The 18,163-nt window shown below is 69.9% G+C and carries 18 protein-coding genes and 1 pseudogene; 12 read left to right on the plus strand and 7 right to left on the minus strand.

Annotated elements, in window-relative coordinates; all coding sequences use genetic code 11:
• Positions 1–14: 14 nt before the first annotated feature.
• Together KSF81_RS03375 and KSF81_RS03380 are read right to left on the minus strand one after the other, a co-directional pair.
• Positions 15–326 (minus strand): hypothetical protein, encoded by a 312-nt coding sequence (locus tag KSF81_RS03375; RefSeq protein ID WP_217381866.1) that lies wholly within the window; start codon positions 324–326, stop codon positions 15–17.
• Positions 327–336: 10 nt separating this feature from the next.
• Positions 337–1,038: a response regulator transcription factor gene (locus tag KSF81_RS03380; RefSeq protein WP_217377735.1), complete on the minus strand. Its 702-nt coding sequence runs from the start codon at positions 1,036–1,038 to the stop codon at positions 337–339.
• Between the two features lie 120 nt (positions 1,039–1,158).
• Between KSF81_RS03380 and KSF81_RS03385 the strand changes: the two genes are divergently transcribed.
• The 3 genes and pseudogenes from KSF81_RS03385 (at position 1,159) to KSF81_RS03395 (ending at position 4,078) form a co-directional block, all read left to right on the plus strand.
• A complete protein-coding gene (locus KSF81_RS03385) occupies positions 1,159–1,995 on the plus strand; it encodes a pyridoxamine 5'-phosphate oxidase family protein (RefSeq protein WP_254453344.1) in 837 nt (278 codons plus the stop codon).
• A gap of 97 nt (positions 1,996–2,092) precedes the next feature.
• Positions 2,093–3,689, plus strand: a pseudogene (locus tag KSF81_RS03390) (phosphoenolpyruvate carboxykinase).
• Positions 3,686–4,078, plus strand: a complete 393-nt coding sequence (locus KSF81_RS03395; RefSeq protein ID WP_254453345.1) for a DUF2237 family protein — start codon at positions 3,686–3,688, stop codon at positions 4,076–4,078. The pseudogene KSF81_RS03390 and the gene KSF81_RS03395 overlap by 4 nt, the downstream one beginning before the upstream one ends.
• 353 nt (positions 4,079–4,431) lie before the next feature.
• On the opposite strand, the gene KSF81_RS03400 is transcribed toward KSF81_RS03395, so the two are convergent.
• Both KSF81_RS03400 and KSF81_RS03405 read right to left on the minus strand, forming a co-directional pair.
• On the minus strand, positions 4,432–5,283 hold the full coding sequence (locus tag KSF81_RS03400) for a prephenate dehydratase (RefSeq protein WP_217377736.1): 852 nt from the start codon (positions 5,281–5,283) through the stop codon (positions 4,432–4,434).
• Entirely contained in the window at positions 5,280–6,023 is a 744-nt protein-coding gene (locus KSF81_RS03405; RefSeq protein WP_309139462.1) for a 3-deoxy-manno-octulosonate cytidylyltransferase, read from the minus strand. Before KSF81_RS03405 ends, KSF81_RS03400 begins: the two co-directional genes overlap by 4 nt.
• A 377-nt stretch (positions 6,024–6,400) precedes the next feature.
• Between KSF81_RS03405 and KSF81_RS28990 the strand changes: the two genes are divergently transcribed.
• Together KSF81_RS28990 and hisN are read left to right on the plus strand one after the other, a co-directional pair.
• Entirely contained in the window at positions 6,401–6,721 is a 321-nt protein-coding gene (locus KSF81_RS28990) for a cytochrome c family protein (RefSeq protein WP_309139463.1), read from the plus strand.
• 5 nt (positions 6,722–6,726) lie between these two features.
• A complete protein-coding gene (gene hisN, locus KSF81_RS03415) occupies positions 6,727–7,512 on the plus strand; it encodes a histidinol-phosphatase (protein ID WP_217377738.1) in 786 nt (261 codons plus the stop codon).
• Here the strand turns inward: hisN and KSF81_RS03420 are convergent.
• Positions 7,502–7,999 carry a phosphoribosylanthranilate isomerase gene (locus KSF81_RS03420; RefSeq protein ID WP_217377739.1) on the minus strand — a complete coding sequence of 166 codons (498 nt, stop codon included), beginning with the start codon at positions 7,997–7,999 and terminating at the stop codon, positions 7,502–7,504. The two genes, hisN and KSF81_RS03420, sit on opposite strands and share 11 nt — an antisense overlap.
• Positions 8,000–8,278: 279 nt before the next feature.
• Between KSF81_RS03420 and KSF81_RS03425 the strand changes: the two genes are divergently transcribed.
• The 7 genes from KSF81_RS03425 to KSF81_RS03455 all read left to right on the plus strand — a co-directional run bounded on the left by KSF81_RS03425 (position 8,279) and on the right by KSF81_RS03455 (position 15,923).
• Complete coding sequence (locus tag KSF81_RS03425; RefSeq protein WP_217377740.1) at positions 8,279–10,129, plus strand: extracellular solute-binding protein; 1,851 nt, start codon at positions 8,279–8,281, stop codon at positions 10,127–10,129.
• A gap of 9 nt (positions 10,130–10,138) precedes the next feature.
• Positions 10,139–11,254, plus strand: a complete 1,116-nt coding sequence (locus KSF81_RS03430; RefSeq protein WP_217377741.1) for a microcin C ABC transporter permease YejB — start codon at positions 10,139–10,141, stop codon at positions 11,252–11,254.
• A gap of 99 nt (positions 11,255–11,353) precedes the next feature.
• Positions 11,354–11,797: a hypothetical protein gene (locus KSF81_RS03435; protein ID WP_217377742.1), complete on the plus strand. Its 444-nt coding sequence runs from the start codon at positions 11,354–11,356 to the stop codon at positions 11,795–11,797.
• Between the two features lie 6 nt (positions 11,798–11,803).
• Positions 11,804–12,838, plus strand: a complete 1,035-nt coding sequence (locus KSF81_RS03440; RefSeq protein ID WP_217377743.1) for an ABC transporter permease — start codon at positions 11,804–11,806, stop codon at positions 12,836–12,838.
• A complete protein-coding gene (locus KSF81_RS03445) occupies positions 12,835–14,454 on the plus strand; it encodes an ABC transporter ATP-binding protein (protein ID WP_217377744.1) in 1,620 nt (539 codons plus the stop codon). The genes KSF81_RS03440 and KSF81_RS03445 overlap by 4 nt, the downstream gene beginning before the upstream one ends.
• On the plus strand, positions 14,451–14,900 hold the full coding sequence (locus tag KSF81_RS03450) for a hypothetical protein (RefSeq protein WP_217377746.1): 450 nt from the start codon (positions 14,451–14,453) through the stop codon (positions 14,898–14,900). The genes KSF81_RS03445 and KSF81_RS03450 overlap by 4 nt, the downstream gene beginning before the upstream one ends.
• A 90-nt stretch (positions 14,901–14,990) precedes the next feature.
• The gene (locus tag KSF81_RS03455) at positions 14,991–15,923 is read left to right on the plus strand and encodes a glyoxylate/hydroxypyruvate reductase A (RefSeq protein WP_217377748.1); all 933 of its coding nucleotides are present in this window, start codon (positions 14,991–14,993) and stop codon (positions 15,921–15,923) included.
• Between the two features lie 79 nt (positions 15,924–16,002).
• On the opposite strand, the gene KSF81_RS03460 is transcribed toward KSF81_RS03455, so the two are convergent.
• Positions 16,003–16,413 carry a MarR family transcriptional regulator gene (locus KSF81_RS03460; protein ID WP_217377750.1) on the minus strand — a complete coding sequence of 137 codons (411 nt, stop codon included), beginning with the start codon at positions 16,411–16,413 and terminating at the stop codon, positions 16,003–16,005.
• A 188-nt stretch (positions 16,414–16,601) separates the two neighbouring features.
• A complete protein-coding gene (locus KSF81_RS03465; protein ID WP_217377752.1) occupies positions 16,602–17,996 on the minus strand; it encodes a M17 family metallopeptidase in 1,395 nt (464 codons plus the stop codon).
• Between the last annotated feature and the right edge of the window lie 167 nt (positions 17,997–18,163).

The following is an 18,163-nucleotide window of genomic DNA, read 5'->3' on the forward strand; positions in this document are numbered from 1 at the left end:
CCCGTCGGCGAAGTTCAGGGGCAGGATGCCAGGGCCGCACCCGCAGGCTGCGGCGCGGAAGGGGCGTGATCGCCCGGGCCGCCCACCCCGCCAAGCCGCGCCCGGCCCTGCGGCGTCAGCACCACCCGGGCCTCGGCCATCCTGCGGGCGCCGCTGCCGTCGATGCGGATGAGCCCGTCGCCGATGGCATCCTCCCAGATCGACAGGCGGGGGCAACTGCTCCGCCAGGCCTCCATGGCCTCCGCATAGTCATGGGTGCCGCCCGCCACCCAGGCGAGGAACTGCGCCATGAGAAGATCGGCTGCCGATGCCGGCTGTCCTTGCATGCGGAACCTCCTAATTCTCCTTGTAGCGGTAGCCGATGCCGTAGAGCGTCTCGATCTGCGCGAATTCCTCGTCCGCCTGGCGGAATTTGCGGCGGACGCGCTTCACATGGCTGTCGATGGTGCGGTCATCCACATAGATGTTCTCGCCATAGGCGGCATCGATCAGCTGGTCGCGGTTCTTGACCATGCCCGGCCGCAGCGCCAGCGCCTTCACCAGCAGGAATTCGGTGACGGTGAGCTGGATGTCGTGGCCCTTCCAGACGCAGGTATGCTTGGTTTCGTCCAGCACCAGGTCGCCGCGGACGATAACGCCGCCGGCCGGGGTGCCGCTGCCCTCGGCGCGGGACACCTCGTTCCGCCGCAGCAGGGTGCGGATGCGCTCCAGCAGCAGGCGCTGGCTGAAGGGCTTGGTGATGTAGTCGTCGGCCCCGAGCCTGAGCCCCATCAGCTCGTCCACCTCCTCGTCCTTGGAGGTCAGGAACACCACCGGCATGGCGGAGCGCTGGCGCAGCCGCTGCAACAACTCCATCCCGTCCATACGGGGCATCTTGATGTCGAGCACCGCGAGGTCCGCCGGCCGGGCCAGCAGGCCCTGCAGGGCGCTCTCGCCATCTGTATAGGTGCGGACGGTGAAGCCCTCCTGCTCCAGGGTCATGGTGACGGAGGTCAGGATGTTGCGATCATCATCCACCAGGGCGATCGTAGCTGGCATCGTCGCGTCTCCGCCGTATCTGTCAGGTCCGGCATCTGTCGGGTCCCCGGCTGCGCAGGAACCCCCTGGCGGGACAATGGCGGGGAATTGTGGCGCAAGCCGGACGGGAACGATATGGGCATGGATACCCCGCATTTTCACCAGGGCGGCTTCGAGGCGCGGCGCCTGGTGCGGGCGGCGGCGGCCGCGACCCTGGCCACCCAGGCGGCGGGCCAGCCCTTCGCCAGCCTGGTGACGCCGGCCAGCGCGCCGGATCTCTCGCCTCTGCTGTTCCTGTCCTCGCTCTCGGAACATACCCGACATCTCCGGGCGGAGCCGCGCTGCGCCCTGCTCTTCGCCGGCGCGGCGGAGGGCAGCAACCCGCAGACCGCCCCGCGCGTGACCCTGACCGGCCAGGCCGCCCCGGTGGCGGAGGCCGAGGTGGCGGCGCTGAAGGCCCGCTGGCTGGCCCGCCATCCCTATGCCGCGCTCTATGCCGATTTCGCCGATTTCGCCCTTTGGCGCGTGCAATTGGGCGGCGCCCTGCTGGTCGGCGGCTTCGCCCGGGCAACCCGGCTGCGGCTGGCGGACCTGCTGCCGGACCCGGCGGCAATGGCGGCCATCGCGGCGGCGGAGGCCGGGATCATCGCACATGTGAATACGGACCATCGGGAGGCCCTGGCGGCGATCGCCATGGGGTTGCTTGGCCAGAAGCCGGGGGGAATGGCAACTGGTGGCGGTGGATGTGGACGGCGCCGACCTCGCTTCCGGCGAGACGGTCTGCCGCCTGGCCTTCACCGCGCCGGTGGCAGGGCCGGAAGGGGTCCGGGCGGAACTGGTCCGCGCCGCCCAACCCTCCCACCCAGGCAGGGCCGGGAGCGCTGCCGCGCCTTGAGCGGGGGTCGCCGCTGGCGCTCCACCAAGGGTTGTATCGCGGGCATCATGGTTTCGTTGACGGCCCGTGCCCCGGCGCCCTAATTTAGCCGCCAAGCCCATCGAATTGCGAGTTGCCGCGTTGGTGCCGCACCCTGCCCGAGAGCGGGTGCCGATACCGCCTGTCGTCTGGAGGAAATTCATGTCCGCGTCCGAGACCGCCCTTGCCGGCACCGGTGTGCCAACCGCACGCACCGTCCATGCCAATCTGACGGCCCCGGGCCTGGTCGAGCATGCGCTGTGCCGGAAGGAAGGCCGGCTTTCCGCCGATGGCGCCTTTATGGCGGTGACGGGCGTGCATACCGGCCGCTCCGTCCTGGACAAGTTCGTGGTCGACGACCCGGAGGTGCATGACAGGATCTGGTGGGGCAAGGTCAACCAGCCCATGCCGGTGGAGCGGTTCCAGGGCCTTGCCGCCCGGGTCCGCGCCTGGCTGGGCGAGCGGCCGGTGCTCTTCACCCAGGACCTCTATGCGGGTGCCGACCCGGCGCATCGCATCCGGGTGCGGCTGGTCACCACCAATGCCTGGCACGCGCTGTTCGCCCGCAACATGTTCATCCGCCCGCCGCGGGAGGAGCTCGACGGCTTCACCCCCGACTACACGATCCTGCACGCCCCGGAATTCGAGACCGACCCGGCGCGGGACGGCTGCCGCAGCGGCACCTGCATCGCGCTGTCCTTCGCCGCGAGAACCGTCCTGATCGCCGGCACCTCCTATGCCGGGGAGATCAAGAAATCGATCTTCACGGTGATGAACTGGCTGCTGCCGGAGCACGGCGTGCTGCCGATGCATTGCAGCGCCAATCTGGGGAAGGGCGGCGACACCGCGCTGTTCTTCGGCCTCTCCGGTACCGGCAAGACCACCCTCAGCAGCGACCCCGAGCGCAGCCTGATCGGCGATGACGAGCATGGCTGGTCCGATACCGGCGTCTTCAATTTCGAGGGTGGCTGCTACGCCAAGGTCATCAAGCTCTCGCGCGAGGCCGAGCCGCAGATCTGGGACGCCTCCCACCGCTTCGGCGTGGTGCTGGAGAATGTGGTGGGCGACGATTTCGGCGACCTCGACCTCGACGACAATTCGCTGACCGAGAATACCCGGTCCTGCTACCCGCTGGATTTCATCCCGAATGCCGTCCGGAGCGGCCGCGGCCCGGTGCCGAAGAACGTGGTGATGCTGACGGCGGATGCCTTCGGCGTGCTGCCGCCCATCGCCAGGCTGTCCCCGGCGCAGGCCATGTACCACTTCCTGTCGGGCTATACGGCGCGCGTCGCCGGCACCGAGAAGGGATTGGGCAAGGAGCCGCAGGCCACCTTCTCCACCTGTTTCGGCGCCCCCCTTCCTGCCGCGCCACCCCGAGGTCTACGGGCAGATGCTGTCCGACCTGATCTCGAAGCACGGCGCCGATTGCTGGCTGGTGAATACCGGCTGGACCGGCGGCGCCTATGGCACGGGCAAGCGCATGAGCATCGCGCATACCCGCGCCCTGCTGCGGGCGGCGCTGGATGGATCGCTCGCCAGGGCGGAATTCGTGAAGGACCCCTATTTCGGCCTGATGATCCCGAAATCCCTGCCCGGCGTGCCGGCCGAGGTGCTGAACCCGCGCGAGACCTGGGCGGACAAGGCCGCCTATGACCGCACGGCGAAGGAACTGGTTGGCCGCTTCGAGAAGAATTTCGAAAGCTTCGCGGGCACGGTGGGCGAGGATGTGAAGGCCGTCGCCATCCGGACCGCCGCATGATGCCGGGCGGCCAGCAGCGGATCGCCGGCACGAATGTGCTGGGCGGGCCGCTGCTGCCCTGCTCGGTGGCGCCACTGACCGGCTTCTTCCGCGACGGCTGCTGCAATACCGGGCCGGAGGATCACGGGCTGCATGTGGTCTGCGTCGAGGTGACGGCGGATTTCCTGGCCTTCAGCCAGTCCCGCGGCAATGACCTGATGACGCCGATCCCGGAATACGGCTTCCCCGGCCTCACCCCCGGCGACCGCTGGTGCCTCTGCGCCGCGCGCTGGGAGGAGGCGCGCCGCGCCGGCATGGCGCCGCATGTGCTGCTGGAGGCGACGCATCTGGCGGCGTTGCAGGTGGTCAGCCTGGAGAATCTGAAGGCCCACGCGCTCGATCTGCAATAGGGCGGGCGCCCCCGGCACACGGCTGCGCGTGCAAACCGATTCGTGAGGCGAACGGCGCCGGAAGGCTGATACCGTAGCGGCATGCGGGGGGCCTGACCACTCCAGGCCCTGCTTGTCGGTGCAGGGCCTCACTGCGCCAGCCTCCCTATCTCGCGGTGCCCCCCCGGGTGCTCATCATCGCCGCGAGGGTGGGCAAGTCCGGTCAGGCGGCGGTGGATCAACCGGAGCGAGCGATCCGCCGCCGGTGGTACGGAGAAGGCTGGCAACCGGCCTGGGTATTCGTCGGCCGCGTCGCGTGCGTAGGGCGCGGCCGGCGATGCACAGGGCGGAAGGCCGGTGGCCAGCGGCTCCGGCTACGCCCGCCCCTGATGCTCCAGCCGGTAGCGATGCGCCGGATAGGTGCCGAGCACGCGCATCTCGCGGGAGAAGAATTCCAGCTCCTCCAGCGCCCGCCGCACCGCGGGCTGCTCCGGGTGGCCATCCACATCGGCCAGGAATTGCGTGGCGGTGAACTCGCCGTCCAGCATGTAGCTTTCGAGCTTGGTCATGTTCACGCCATTGGTGGCGAAGCCGCCCAGCGCCTTGTAGAGCGCGGCCGGGATGTTGCGCACGCGGAAGACGAAGGTGGTCACGCAATCCGGCGCATCCGCCGGCGGCAGGCGCGATTCCAGGGCGCAGACATAGAAGCGCGTGGTGTTGTGCGCCGCGTCCTCCACATTGCGCCGCAGGATCTCCAGCCCGTAGATCTCGGCGGCCAGGGCCGAGGCGATCGCCGCATCCTCCACCCCGCCGCGTTCGGCGATGAGATGCGCGGCACCCGCGGTATCGGCCTCGATCACCGGCTCCAGATGCAGCTCCCGCAGGATGTTCCGCACCTGGCCGAGCGCCACCGGATGGCTATGGGCGCGCCGCAGCGTCGCCAGGCTGGCGCCGCGCGGCGCCAGCAGGCAATGCTCCACCCGCTCGAAATGCTCGCCCACCACCGAGAGGCCGCTGTCGGGCAGCAGGCGGTGGATATCCGGCACCCGGCCGGCGAGCGAGTTTTCGCAGGGCAGCATGGCCAGCCGCGCCTGGCCGGCGCGTACCGCATCCATCGCCGCCTCGAAGCTCGGGCAGGGCAGGGTGGTCCAGCCGGGATAGGCGTCGCGGCAGGCCAGGTCGGAATAGGCGCCGGAGAGGCCCTGGAAGGCGATGGTATCGGTCATGCCCGGCTCCCCCTGGCCAGCGCGGCGCGGGCCCGCTCCAGATCGGCCGGCGTATCCACGCCGAAGGGGGCATGCGCCACCCGCGCCACGGCGATTCGCATGCCGGCTTCCAGCGCCCGCAATTGCTCCAGCCGCTCGCGGGTCTCCAGCGGGCTGGCGGGGAGCGCTACGAAACGCTCCAGCGCGGCGCGACGGAAGGCATAGAGGCCGATATGGTGCCAGAGCGGCCCCTCGCCCGAAGGCACCGCGACGCGCGAGAAATAGAGCGCCGGCGCCACCTCGGCCCCTTCGGGGAAGGCGCAGGCGCATTTCACCACGGAGGGCGCCCCGGCCTCCTCGGCGGATTCGATCGGCGCGACCAGGCTGGCGATGTCCACCCCGGGGTCGGCCAGCGGCGCCAGCACGGCGCGGAGAAAATCCGGAGGCAGGGTCGGCAGGTCGCCCTGCAGGTTCACTACCACGTCATGCCGCCCGGCCGGGTCCAGCGCATCGAGCGCCAGCTTCACCCGGTCCGTGCCGCTCGGCAGATCGGCCTCCACCAGGACCGCGGTGCCGCCGGCGGCCTGCACCGCCGCCATGATTTCAGGCTCCGCGGCGGCCACCGCGACGGGGCCGATGCCGGCCTCCCGCGCGCGGTCGAGCACATGCAGGATCATCGGCCTGCCGCCGATCCCGGCCAGCGGCTTGCCGGGCAGGCGGGTGCTCGCCATGCGGGCGGGGATGAGGATGATGGGGTTCACGGCGGCCAAGGTATCCATGCGGGAAGGGCGGTTGATGGATCGCGGGGCGGGCACTATGGTCCGCGCGCTTCTAGTCGAGGCGGTCCCACCGCGCAAACGGGTTGCGAACCTGGGCGCGGGCCGGCGGCCGCCCGATCCCTGATTGGAGATTGCGTCCGGCATGGCCAGCATGGAGGTCAACAAGGCGTCCGCCGCCGTTCTCACGGCCGGCATCGCCTTCATGGTGACGGGGCTGATCGGGGGGCCTCCTGGTCCATCCCGACAGGCCGCATGAAAGCGCCATCCAGATCGGCGAGGTCGCCGCGACCCAGGCCACCCAGGCCCCGGCCGCCCCCGCGCCGCTGGAGCCGATCACGCCGCTGCTGGCCAGCGCCAATGTGGCGAATGGCGAGGCGCTGGCGAAGCGGCTCTGCGCCTCCTGCCACAGCTTCAACCAGGGCGGGCGGACCGGCGTGGGGCCGAATCTCTACGGCATCGTCGGCGCGCCGCATGGCCATGTGGAGGGCTTCAATTACTCCGCGGCGATCAAGGGCAAGCAGGGCCCCTGGAACTACGAGGAGCTGAACGAGTGGCTGCATAAGCCCAGCACCTACGCGCCCGGCACCCGGATGGCCTTCGCCGGCATCAGCAACACGCAGCAGCGGGCGGATGTGATCGCCTATCTGAAGAGCATCTCCCCGAACGCGCCGGCGCCCTGACGGGCATGGCGGTGGCCGGGCCGGAACTGCTGGCTGCGGCGGAAGCGGCGGCGGATGCCGCCGGGGCGGTGATCCGGCCGCTGTTCCGCTCGGCCCTGCTGGTCGAGGCCAAGGGCGATGCCAGCCCGGTGACGGAAGCCGACCGGCAGGCTGAATGCGCGATGCGGGCCCTGCTGCGGCAACGCTTCCCGGACCATGGCCTCTGGGGCGAGGAATTCGGCGCCGACCGCGCCGATGCGGAATTCCTCTGGGTGCTGGACCCGATCGACGGCACCCGCGCCTTCGTCACCGGCAGGCCGCTGTTCGGCACGCTGATCGGCCTGCTGCATCGCGGCCGCCCGGTGCTCGGCCTGATCGACCAGCCGGTGACGGGCGAGCGCTGGATCGGCCTGGCGGGCGAGGCGACGCGCTTCCGCTCGCCGCTCGGCGGCACCCCGCGTTGCCGGCCCTGCCCCCGCCTGGCCGAGGCCGAACTCTCCTGCACCAGCCCCGACATGTTCACCCCGGCGGACCGGCCGGGCTTCGAGCGGCTGCGGGGCGCCGCCCGGCGCGTCACCTGGGGTGGCGACTGCTATGCCTATGGGCTGCTGGCGCTGGGCCTGGTGGATGTGGTGGCGGAGAGCACCATGAAGCCCTGGGACTGGGCGGCGCTGGTCCCGGTGGTGGAGGGAGCCGGGGGCTGCGTGACCGGCTGGGACGGCAGGCCGCTCACGCTGGAGAGCGATGGGCGCGTGCTGGCGCTGGGCGACCCGGCACTGCTGCCGGAGGCGACCGCACTCCTCATGGGGTGACGGGCGGCAGCGCCGAAAGCGCTGCCCTGGCCTTGCCGAGGAAGGCCCGCATGGCCGAGGGGTCCTTCGCGCCATCGGCGGTTTCCACCCCCGAATTGACATCCACGCCAGAAGGCCGCACGGCCCGGATCGCCGCCTCGACATTCCCCGGCCGGAGCCCGCCGGCGAGGTAGAGCGGCAGCGGCGCGACGGATTGCGCGATGGCCCGGCTGATCGACCAGTCATGGGTCCTGCCGGTGCCGCCGAGCCGCTCCGGGGTCCTGGAATCCAGCAGGAGCGCCTGCGCCACGCCCTGGTAGGCCCGGGCATGGCGCATGGCCTCGGGGCCCGTGACATGGATCGCCTTGATGAGCCGGCGCCCCGGCAGCAGCCGGGCGAGTTGCCGCATCTGGTCCACCGGCAGGTCGTCCTGCACCTGAACCGCCCTGACGCCGATAGCATCGGCGAGCCCCGCGATGGCGCCGGCATCGAGCAGATGCGTGACCATGACGCTCTCGATTCCCCCCCGGCAGGCCCTGGACGATGGCCCTGGCCCTGTGCTCGTCCACCCCATCCTCGGCCCGGTGGGTGAGGCCGACCAGGAAGCCGAGCGCCGTCGCGCCGCAGGCGAACGCGGCTTCGGCTTCCGCCTCGTTCCGGATGCCGCAGATCTTCAGGAACATGGCGGCAGGCTCCGGTCGCTGCGGTCCGCTCCACGGCAAACCTATAGCAGGTGCAGGCTTCCGGCGCGGTTGCCCAAGCGGGTCCGAACCCCCATCCTCCGGAGATGCTTCGCCGCGACCTGCTGGCCTCGGGCCTCGCCCTTGCCGCCACCGCCCCCTTGCCTGCCCCCGCCGCCGCGCAGGGTGGCGCCACCCGCAGCCATGCGCTCTCGCTGCTGGGTGCGCCCGCCCTGCCGGCGGATTTCCCGCATTGGCCCTGGGTGAACCCGGATGCGCCGAAGGGCGGCGAGATCGTGCTGACCGCGCTCGGCAGTTTCGACAGCTTCAACCCCTATGTGCTGCGCGGCACCGCTGCGGTGGGGGTGGCCAACCTCTACGACACCCTGCTGAAGCAGAGTTCGGACGAGGCCAGCACCGAATACTGCCACCTGGCCGCCGCCATCGAGATGCCGCAGGACCGCATGTGGGTGGCCTTCGAACTGCATCCGCAGGCGCGCTGGCATGACGGCAAGCCGGTCACCGCCGAGGATGTGGTCTGGACCTTCGGTGCGCTGCGCCAGCACGGCCGCCCCTTCTACCGCGCCTATTGGGCGGATGTCTCGGAGGTGGTGGCGGAAGGCCCGCGCCGCGTGGTGTTCCGCTTCCGCACCAACGAGAACCGCGAATTGGCGCTGATCCTCGGCCAGATGCCGGTGCTGCCGAAGCATTTCTGGGAGGGGCGCGACTTCGCCCGGCCGATGCTGGATATCCCGCTCGGCTCCGGCCCCTATCGGATCGAGCGCTTCGAGCCGGGGCGGAGCATCGTCTATCGCCGGGTCGAGGAATATTGGGCGCGCGACCTGCCGACGATGAAGGGCACCAACAACTTCGACACCATGCGCTACGAGTATTTCCGAGATGCCACCGTGGCGCTGGAAGCCTTCAAGGCCGGGCAGATCGAGTTCCGCACCGAGAACATCGCCAAGGAATGGGCCACCGCCTATGACTTCCCGGCGCTCCGCCGCGGCCTGGTGAAGCGCGACGAGATCCGCCACGAATTGCCCACCGGCATGCAGGCCTTCATCGTGAACCTGCGCCGGCCGCTGTTCCAGGACGCGCGGGTGCGCCGCGCGCTGATCGAGGTCTTCGACTTCGAATGGATGAACGCCAACCTCTTCTATGGCAGCTACACGCGCACGCAGTCCTATTTCTCCAATCCCGAACTCGCCTCCTCCGGCCTGCCGCAGGGCCGCGAGCGGGAAATCCTGGAGGGCTATCGCGGCCGCGTGCCGGAGCCGCTGTTTACCGAACCCTACAAGCTCCCCGTCACCGACGGCTCCGGCAACAACCGCGAGGGATTGCGCCGCGGGCTCGACCTGCTGCGCCAGGCCGGCTGGAGCGTGCGCGACCGCAAGCTGGTGAACCCGCGCGGCGAGAATTTCAGCTTCGAGATCCTGCTGAATGGCCCGAGCTTCGAGCGGGTGGCGCTGCCCTATGTGCAGAACCTGCAGCGCCTCGGCATGGAGGTCCGGGTGCGCACCGTGGACCCGGCGCAATACCAGGTGCGCACCGATGCCTTCGACTACGACATGACGGTGGATGTGATCGGCCAGAGCCTCTCCCCCGGCAATGAGCAGCGCGACTACTGGACCTGCGCCAAGGCGCAGGAGAATGGCAGCCAGAACATCGCCGGCATCTGCGACCCGGTGGTGGAGGAACTGGTGGAGCTGATCGTCAATGCGCCGGACCGCGAGGAGCTGGTGGCCCGCACCCGCGCGCTCGACCGCGTGCTGCTCTGGCACAATTACATGGTGCCGCACTGGCACAGCCGCACCTTCCGCATCGCCTGGTGGGACAAGTTCGGCCGTCCGCCGCGCAATCCGCGCTATGCCCTGGCGCTCGATTCCTGGTGGGTGGAGCGGGCGCGGGAGGGGGTGGTGGAGGAAGGCAAGCGCGGCGCCCGGCCGGCGCAGTAGCGCGGCGCCATGGGGGCCTATCTCTTCCGCCGCCTGCTGCTGGTGGTGCCGACCCTGCTCGGCATCATCCTGATCAATTTCGCCGTGGTGCAATTCGCCCCCGGCGGCCCGGTGGAGCAGATGCTGGCCGAGTTGAAGGGTGAGGCCGGCAGCACGCTCGGCCGCCTCTCCGGCGAATCCCAGGGCGAGATGCGGGCGCCGCAGCAGCGCAGCGACAGTGGCACCAGCACCGGCGGCGAGGCCAGCCGCTACCGCGGCGCGCAGGGGCTCGACCCCGCCATCGTCGCCGAGATTGAGAAGGCTTTCGGCTTCGACAAGCCCTGGCCCGAGCGGCTCGGCACCATGCTGGCGGGCTATGCGCAATTCGACCTCGGCCGCAGCCTGTTCCGCGACCGGCCGGTGGTGGACCTCATCATCGAGAAGATGCCGGTCTCCATTTCGCTCGGCCTCTGGTCCACGCTCATCATCTACCTGGTCTCGATCCCGCTCGGCATCCGCAAGGCGGTGCGGGACGGCAGCGGCTTCGACATCTGGACCTCGGCGGTGGTGCTGGTGGGCTATGCCATTCCGGGATTCCTCTTCGCGATCCTGCTGGTGGTGCTCTTCGCCGGCGGCAGTTTCCTGCAATTGTTCCCGCTGCGCGGGCTGCTTTCGCCAGGGATGGAGGGCGCCTCCTTCGCGGCGCGTGCCGTGGACTATGCCTGGCACATGGTGCTGCCGATCGTGGCGCTGGTGATCGGCGGCTTCGCCGGCCTGACCATGCTGACCAAGAACTCCTTCCTGGATGAGATCCACAAGCAGTACACCGTCACGGCGCGGGCCAAGGGCGCGGGCGAGCAGCGCGTGCTCTATGGCCATATCTTCCGCAACGCCATGCTGCTGATCATCGCCGGCTTCCCTTCCGCCTTCATCGGCATTCTCTTCACCGGGGCGTTGCTGGTGGAGATCATCTTCTCCCTGGACGGGCTCGGCCTGCTGGGCTTCGAGGCGGCGATCCGGCGCGACTACCCCGTGATGTTCGGCACGCTCTACATCTTCACCCTGCTCGGGCTAGTGATGCAGATCGTGGGCGATTTCACCTATACGCTGGTCGATCCGCGGATCGATTTCGAGGCCCGGCGTTGAACCGCGCGAGCCCTCACAAGGACGCCAAAATGCGCACCTTGAAAGCTCGATTGGCTTTGGATCATTGCAAACTTGCGGTTGCAAAAATTGCAACAATCAATGGGCACCGAATGGTATGTTTACTGGGCAGCTTCGATCGCTCTTCTGCGAACAGTAAATGACGTTCTGATCCTTTCGGAAAAAAATGACAAGAGCGCTCCACATAAAATCAAATGCATAGAAGACTGGATAGCGAAAACTAAAAACACAGAAGATTGGAGTTACAAAGAAAAGCTAAAAAATGTTGGGGATAAATTGTTGCATCACTACAAACTTGGAGTAAACGAGAGAGAGCGGATCAACTTACCTTTCGTCACCGATGCCGGCGATATCTGGGTCACTGACGCTGGCGATCGGTGGGTTGTGCCTGGGGCTTCCGTTCCGATGACAGCTGATGGCTTCCTGGGACAGGATGCGCCCAAGGCGCTCCAAGAGGCTTGTGAATGGTGGGACAGGCAACTTTCATGCATCGAAGCCTGCCTCGCTACCCGCGATAAGGCATAAGTGCCGTTGACCCCGCTCACCCAGCGCCGCCTGGCGAATTTCCGCGCCAACCGGCGCGGCTGGTATTCGCTCTGGATCTTCGCCGCACTCTTCCTGGTGACGCTCTTTGCCGAATTCATCGCCAATGACCGGCCGCTCGTGGCGCAGGTGGATGGGCACTGGTTCGTGCCGGTCCTGGTGGACTATGCCGAAAGCGACATTATCCCCGATGGGCTGCCGACCGAAGCCGATTGGCACGACCCCGTGCTGCGGCAGGAGGTGAAGGCGCGCGGCTGGATGCTCTGGCCGGCCATCCCCTATGCCCATGCCACGGTGGTGCGCGACCTCGGCCGCCCCGCCCCGGCACCACCCTCCTGGCGGAACCTGCTCGGCACCGACGACCAGGCGCGGGATGTGCTGGCACGGGTGATCTACGGTTTCCGCATCTCGGTGCTCTTCGGCTTCACCCTCACCATCGTCAGCTCCATCCTCGGCGTCGCCGCCGGCGCGGTGCAGGGTTTCTATGGCGGCACCACCGACCTGCTGTTCCAGCGCTTCATCGAGATCTGGTCGGGGATGCCGCAGCTTTTCCTGCTCATCATCCTGGCCAGCATCATCCAGCCGAGCTTCTGGATCCTGCTCGGCTTCCTGCTGCTGTTTTCCTGGATGGGGCTGACCGGCGTGGTGCGGGCGGGATTCCTGCGCGGCCGCAACCTCGACTATGTGCGCGCCGCCCGCGCGCTGGGTGTCTCGGACAGCCGCCAGATGGCGCGGCACATCCTGCCGAATGCCATGGTGGCGACGCTGACCTTCCTGCCCTTCATCCTCTCGGGCAGCGTGACGGTGCTGGCCTCGCTGGATTTCCTCGGCTTCGGCCTGCCGCCCGGCTCGCCCTCGCTCGGCGAATTGCTGAGCCAGGGCAAGAACAACCTCCAGGCGCCCTGGCTCGCCTTCACCGGCTTCGTCGTGCTGGGCGGCGTCCTGACCCTGCTGATCTTCGTGGGCGAGGCGGTGCGCGATGCCTTCGACCCGCGCAAGCTGCCAGGAGGCATGGGCAAGTGAGCCTGCTTGCGGTGGAGAACCTCTCGGTGGCCTTCGGCGGCCGCCGCGTGGTGCAAGGCGTCTCCTTCAGCCTTGATCCCGGCGAGACCCTGGCGCTGGTCGGCGAAAGCGGCAGCGGCAAATCCGTCACCGCGCTCTCGGCGCTGCGGCTGCTGCCGCCCACCGGGAGCAACCCGGAAGGACGCATCACGCTGGACGGCACCGATGTGCTGGCGGCGGATGAGGCGGCCATGCAGCGCCTGCGCGGCGGTACCGCCGGCATGGTGTTCCAGGAACCCATGACCAGCCTCAACCCGCTGCACAGCATCGAGCGCCAGGTGGCGGAGGCGATCACCCTGCACCAGCCGCTCTCCGGCGCCGCGCTGCGGGCGCGGGTGCTGGACCTGCTGCACCAGGCCGGCATCCCGAATGCCGAGGAGCGCCTCGCCGCCTATCCGCACCAGCTCTCCGGCGGCCAGCGGCAGCGGGTGATGATCGCGGCCGCCCTGGCGAACAACCCGAAGCTGCTGATCGCGGATGAGCCCACCACCGCGCTCGACGTCACCATCCAGGCGCAGATCCTGGAATTGCTGGGTGATCTCAAGCGCCGCCTCGGCATGGCGATGCTGCTGATTACCCACGACCTCTCCATCGTCCGCCGCCATGCCGACCGCGTGGTGGTGATGAAGGACGGCGAGGCGGTGGAGCAGGGCGGCGTGGCCGAGATCTTCGCCGCCCCCCGCCACCCCTATACCCGCATGCTGCTGGCCACCGAGCCGCGCGGCCGCCCCGCGCCGGTGCCGGCGGGCGCGCCGCTGGTGGTGGAGGCCGAGGCGGTCAAGGTCCATTTCCCCATCCGCCGAGGGCTGCTGCGCCGGACGGTCGGCTTCGTGCGCGCGGTGGATGGCGTCTCGCTGGCGATCCATGAGGCCGAGACGGTGGGGCTGGTCGGCGAGAGCGGCAGCGGCAAGACCACGCTCGGCCTCGCCCTGCTGCGACTGGAGGGCAGCCAGGGCGGCATCCGCTTCCAGGGCGAGCCGATCCAGGACCTCTCGCGCAAGGCGCTGCGGCCGCTGCGCCGGCGCATGCAGATCGTATTCCAGGACCCCTATGGCTCGCTCTCGCCCCGCATGACCGCCGGGGAGATCGTGGGCGAGGGGCTGGAGGTGCATGAGCCCGGCCTCTCCCGCGCCGCCCGCGCCGCGGCTGTGGCGGCGGCGCTGGAGGAGGTGGGGCTCGACCCCGCCACGGCGGAACGCTACCCGCATGAGTTCAGCGGCGGCCAGCGCCAGCGCATCGCCATCGCCCGCGCCCTGGTGCTGAAGCCGCGCCTGGTGGTGCTGGACGAGCCGACCAGCGCGCTCGATGTCTCGGTGCAGGCGCAGGTGGTGGAATTGCTGCGGGACCTCCAGGCGCGGCACCGCCTGGCCTATCTCTTCATCAGCCATGACCTGCGCGTGGTGCGGGCGCTGGCCCACCGCATCATCGTGCTGAAGGACGGGCGGGTGGTGGAAGCGGGTGAGGCGGAACGGCTTACCGCCGCACCCGAGCAGCCCTATACCCGCGCCCTGATGGCCGCGGCCTTCGATCTCCGCGCCGAGCCCATCATGGAGCAGGTTGGGGTGGAACGCGCGTGACGGAACTGCAACGGCTGCGGGACCTGCTGGATGCGGGGCAGGTGAAGCTCGGCGTCCATATCCGCAAGATGAACAGCCCGGGCAGCCCGGTCTATCGCACCGCGGAGAACGTAGTGCCGGCGGGGCTGGTCCTGGCCGCCTCCTTCGCCGGCACGACGCTGGTGCATTTCTACCTCGGCGCCGCGATCCTGGCGGTGGGTTGCTGGTGGTGGTTGGCCAAGGTGCAGCCCAGGGTGAAGGATGATGTCTTCAACCGCACCTCGGCGCTGGTGCTCTCCAGCGAGGAAGCCTTCGATTTCTGGTGGTCCCGCGGCGTGCTCAGCCTCTATGCCAAACTGCCGGACGGCACCGAACGCGCCGCCACCCGCCGCGACGACTGGCGCGCCTGGGTCCGGGGGATTCCCGACGACGCGGTGGCCGAAGGCGCGGCAGCGCCGGAGGGTTGAACCGTGTCGTCCAAATCAGCGACGCGGTGGCCGAAGGCGCGCAGGCGCCGGAGGGCTGAACCGGGTCGTCAGACCGGATAAGGAAAAGACATGGCCGTCCTGCTCTCCACCAAAGCCAGCGCCATGGAGGCTTGGCGCGACGCGCTGCTGGCCCTCGACCCCGGGCTCGAGATCCGGCTCTTCCCCGATGCCGGGGACCCCGCGGAGATCGAGGCCGCGGTGGTCTGGACCTCGCACGACATGGCGGAACTGCGGCGCTACCCCAATCTCCGCCTCATCGTCTCCATGGGCGCCGGGGTGGACCACCTGCTGCGCCCGCCGGGGCCGCCACCCGGCATCCCGGTGGCGCGGCTGGTGGACCAGCGGCTCACCCAGGGCATGAGCGAATGGGTGCTGCTCAACGTGCTGCGCTTCCACCGCCAGGACCCGGAATACCGCGCCCTCCAGGCCGCGAGGCGCTGGCATGAATTGCCGGCACCGGAGACGGCGGCGCGGCGCATCGGCATCCTTGGGCGGGGCGAGCTCGGCGCCGATGCGGCGCGGCACCTGGTGGCGCTCGGCTTCCCGGTCATGGGCTGGTCGCGCCGGCCCAAGCAGCAGGAGGGGGTGGAGGGGTTCCATGGGCCGGAGGGGCTGGATGCCATGCTCCGCCGCACCGACATCCTGGTCTGCCTGCTGCCGCTGACGCCGGATACCCGCAGCGTGGTGAATGCCCGCACGCTCGGCCTGCTGCCGCGCGGCAGCTTCCTGGTGAATGGCGCGCGCGGCGGCCATGTGGTGCAGCCGGACCTGCTGACGGCGCTCGAGTCCGGGCAGATCGCCGGTGCTGCGCTGGACGTGGTGGAGCCGGAACCCCTGCCGCCGGACCACCCCTTCTGGAGCCACCCCGCCGTGGCGCTGACGCCGCATGCGGCCAGCATCACCATCCCGGAAAGCGCGACGCCGCAGGTTGTGGAGAATCTGCGCCGCGCCCGGGAGGGGCGGGAACTCATCAACCTGGTGGATTTCTCGGCCGGCTATTAGGCCGGAAGGCGGCCGGGTGGCGGCGGTGCCGCCACCTGTCCATCTCCCTGCGGCGGGAGCCCCCGGTGGGAGCCACCTGTCAGCCGGCCTTGCGGCCCTCGCCCCGCGGCTCGGCATTGGCCGCCTCGGTGGCGGGCGGCATGTCGCGCAGATGCGTCTCGGCCTCGGTCATGATCTGGCGCATGTCGCGCAGGAAGGCGGTGCCCTTCAGCGTGCGCTGGACGATGACGCTGCGGCGGTCCATCGGGTCCACCTTGCGGCGGGCCAGGTCCAATTCGCCCAGCCGGTCGAGGGCGCGGGTGATGGCGGGCTTGGAGACATTCAGCTCCGCCGCCAGGCCACGCACCGTATGCGGTCCGTCCGTCAGGTAGACGGTCAGGAATACGCCGAGCTGCCGGGCCGAAAGGTCCGGGCCGTCCCGCCGCACCAGGGCCACGATCGTGTCCCGCAGGATGCCGACCAGCTGGTCGGGATTGCTTTGTACAGCCATCTCAAATCCTCTCGCCCTGCAGGGCTGTGAACCTGGCCGGCTCCACGGCTGGTGCCGCATGTGCCCAAAGGGAATGCCCAAGGGGGCACCCAGGGGAGACGGTCAGGCAGGCACGTCTGATGGGGTAACGCAGTCTGTAGTCGTGAGAGCCATGCGACCCGAAAAGTTTCCGCCCCATCTCGTTTTCGTTACCGGGTCGGGCTTTGTGCGCCCCCGAAAAGCCCCTCAATGGCTCCGGCAATCGCCCGCATCGCCTGTACTTCCCCGCCTTCCGGGCGGCCCGGGCGATTCGCGTCGTTCCAGGCATAGAGGTCCAGATGCGCCCAGGCCAGCCCCTCCGGCACGAAGCGGCGAAGAAACAAGGCGCCGATGATCGCGCCCGCCATCGGCTTGCTGCCGACGTTGTTGAGGTCGGCGAGGTTGCTGTCGAGCCAGGAATCGTAGCCGCGATGCAGCGGCAGGCGCCAGAGCGGGTCTTCCGCCGTGCGCCCCGCCGCCAGCAGCGCCTCGGCCAGGCGCTCATCCCCGGTGAAGAGCGCCGGCAGGTCGGGGCCGAGCGCGACGCGCGCGGCGCCGGTCAGGGTGGCGCAGTCCAGCAGCAGCGCCGGCCGCCGCTCCGCCGCGAAGGCCAGCAGGTCGGCCAGCACCAGCCGCCCCTCGGCATCGGTATTGCCGACCTCCACGGTGAGGCCGGCGCGGGTGCGCAGCACGTCCATCGGCCGGAAGGCGTTGCCGGAGACGGCATTCTCCACCGCGCCGACCAGCACCAGCAGGCGCACCGGCAGACGGGCGCGCATCACCATCTCGGCCACGCCGAGCACCACCGCGGCGCCGCCCATGTCCTTCTTCATGCGCAGCATGCCGGCCGAGGGCTTCAGGTCCAGCCCGCCGGTATCGAAGCAGACCCCCTTGCCGCAGAGCGCCACCAGCGGCGCATCCGGCGGCGCCCCTGGCGCATCCCATTCCAGGATGGCGACGCGTGGCGCCCGCGGGCTGGCCTGCCCCACCGCGGCCAGGGCGGGGAAGCCCTCGGCCAGCGCCGCACCCTCGATCACCGTGCAGGTGGCGCCCTGCGCGGCGGCCAGGTCCTGCACGGCGGCGGCGAGTTCGGCGGGGCCGAGCAGGTTGGCCGGGGTATTGACGAGGTCGCGCCCCCGCCAGGCGGCGGCCGCGGCCTGCTGCGCGCGCTCCGTCCCGGGCGGCGGCACCAGCAGCGCCGCCTCCCGCGCGGCGGGCTTGAGGCGCGTGTAGCGATAGGCGCCGAGGCACCAGCCCAGCACCGCCGGCTCGGCCCATTCGCCGGGCTCGGCCAGGTGCCAGGTGCTGCCGGCCGGCAGGGCATGGGGCAGGCCGCCGAAGGACCAGGGCGTCGGCACCGCCTCGCCGAGGCCGAGCACGGCGCCGGCCAGCCCGGCCTCGCCCGGCAGCAGCGCCACCTCCTGCGCCCGGGCCGCGAAGCCGGAGGCGCGGAGGAAGCCGGCGGCGCCGGGCGGCAACCGGGCCAGCAGCGCCTCCAGCCCCGCTTGGGTGGCTGCATGGAGGGGAAGGGACGCGCGGTCAGGCCCTGCGAGGCAGGTCAGCATGGGGAGGATGTCCCGGGACGGGGCGCGAGCGCCCGTGGAAGACGGCTGGAACGCGCCGGCGCGGCGGCATTCCCGCGCTCCACATCGCGCGGACTGTCGGGCTTGTCCAGCAGGCCCCTGGTGCGAATGGCGGCGGAGGGGGGTGCCCCTGCGGGCATCCCACCCGG

Source organism: Siccirubricoccus sp. G192 (assembly GCF_019084075.1).
Classification (GTDB): domain Bacteria; phylum Pseudomonadota; class Alphaproteobacteria; order Acetobacterales; family Acetobacteraceae; genus G192.